The sequence below is a fragment of the Actinosynnema sp. NPDC023658 genome (genome assembly GCF_040639995.1).
Lineage (GTDB): Bacteria > Actinomycetota > Actinomycetes > Mycobacteriales > Pseudonocardiaceae > Actinosynnema.
Genome location: NZ_JBFAAX010000741.1, coordinates 774 through 2822 on the forward strand (window position 1 = coordinate 774; position 2049 = coordinate 2822).

Below are 2049 nucleotides of genomic sequence, written 5' to 3' on the forward strand. Positions count from 1 at the left end.
CTGCCACTATAGCGCCGCAATGTTTGCGTAAACATCGCCGCGCCGAAATCCACCCGTGCAATCGAGCCGCGGTACCGCACGCCGGTGATGTTTACGCAAACATCATCTCCGGAGGGTCCGCGACGACGCGGCGGGAAGCGAGGAGCACGTGGCACCACCTCAACCCGCCGCGGTCGTGCCCGACATCGGCACGGCGACGACGCGGCGCGGGGCACCCCGGTCGAAGGCACCCCGGTCGAGGGCAGCACGGCGGCGGCGCTCGTGGGTCGGCTGGCGGTTCGTCGGCCCGTTCCTGGCGGTGTTCGCGCTGGTGTTCCTGGCGCCGATCGCCTACTCGGTCTACCTGAGCTTCTTCCGCGACCGCCTGGTCGGCGGCAACTCGTTCGTGGGACTGGACAACTACCGGCAGGTGCTGTCGGACCCGCAGTTCTGGTCGGCGGTCGGCCGGGTCGCGCTGTTCCTCGTCGTGCAGGTGCCGGTGATGCTGCTGCTGGCGCTGCTGGTGGCGCTGGCCGTCGACAGCGGACGGCTCTACGGGCGCAACTTCTTCCGGCTGGCGGTGTTCCTGCCGTACGCGGTGCCCGCGGTGGTCGCCGCCCTGATGTGGGGCTTCATGTACGGCACGCGGTTCGGCCTGGTCGGCAACATCAACGAGGCGTTCGGCATCACCCTGCCGGACCCGCTGTCGCCCGCGTTCGTCCTCGCGTCCATCGGCAACATCGTGACGTGGGAGTTCATCGGCTACAACATGCTGATCCTCTACGCCGCGCTCCAGGTCGTGCCGCGGTCGCTGTACGAGTCGGCGGAGATGGACGGCGCGAGCCAGCTCCGGGTCATCCTGTCGATCAAGCTGCCCGCGTTGCGCGGCGCGCTGCTGATCGCCACGATCTTCTCGATCATCGGCAGCTTCCAGCTGTTCAACGAGCCGAGCATCCTGCAGAAGCTCGCGCCGAACGCGATCACCACCTACTTCACGCCCAACTTGTACGCCTACTCGTTGTCGTTCTCCGGGCAGCAGTACAACAACTCGGCCACCGTGGCGATCGTCATGGGCCTGATCACGATGGCCGTGGCCTACCTCGTGCAGTTGCGCGGCATGCGGAAGGACGGCTGACGATGTCCACACCCACCCGCACCCGCGCGGTCCGACCCAAAGTCGCCCCGCTGCGCTCCCCCGGCCGACCCCGCTCCTCCGACCGGGCACGTCCCTCCCGCCGGCCGCGGCGCAGCGTGCTGCTCACCGGGCTGACGGCGCTCGTCGCCCTCTACTCCCTGGTGCCGCTGCTGTGGTTGCTGATCAACGCGACCAAGACGCAGTCGGACCTGCTGTCCTCGTTCGGCCTGTGGTTCGCCGACGACTTCGCGCTGTGGGACAACGTCAGCCGCACCCTGACCTACGACCACGGCATCTTCCTGCGCTGGCTGACCAACACCCTGCTCTACGTCGTGGTCGGCGCGGGCGGCGCGACGCTGCTCGCGGCGGTCGGCGGGTACGGGCTGGCCAAGTTCGACTTCCCCGGCAAGCGCGCGGTGTTCGCGGTCGTCATCGGCGCGGTGGCGGTGCCCGGGACGGCGCTGGCCGTGCCGACGTTCCTGCTGTTCAGCCGGATGGAGCTGACGAACACGCCGTGGTCGGTCATCCTGCCCAGCCTGATCTCGCCGTTCGGCCTGTACCTCATGTGGACGTTCGCGGCCGACGCGATCCCGGACGAGCTGCTCGAAGCGGCACGGCTGGACGGCGCGGGCGAGTTCCGCATCTTCTTCCGCGTGTGCCTGCCGCTGCTCGCGCCCGGCCTCGTCACCGTGCTGCTGTTCACGTCGGTCGCCACCTGGAACAACTACTTCCTGCCGCTGATCATGCTGAAGGACCCGGACTGGTACCCGCTGACCGTCGGCCTCAACGCGTGGAGCGCGCAGGCCGTCACGGCGGGCGGCGAGGCCGTGTTCGACCTCGTGATCACCGGGTCGCTGCTGACCATCGTCCCGCTCATCGCGGCCTTCCTGCTGCTCCAGAGGTACTGGCGGTCGGGCCTGGCCGCGGGCGGGGTC

General features: G+C 68.9%; 2 protein-coding genes. Both read left to right on the forward strand.

What is annotated here, in order from left to right:
- Positions 1 to 148: 148 nt before the first annotated feature.
- Positions 149 to 1114: a sugar ABC transporter permease gene (locus tag AB0G02_RS34045; RefSeq protein ID WP_360802646.1), complete on the forward strand. Its 966-nt coding sequence runs from the start codon at positions 149 to 151 to the stop codon at positions 1112 to 1114.
- A 2-nt stretch (positions 1115 to 1116) separates the two neighbouring features.
- A partial coding sequence (locus AB0G02_RS34050; RefSeq protein ID WP_360802649.1) for a carbohydrate ABC transporter permease occupies positions 1117 to 2049 on the forward strand: 933 nt, incomplete at its 3' end.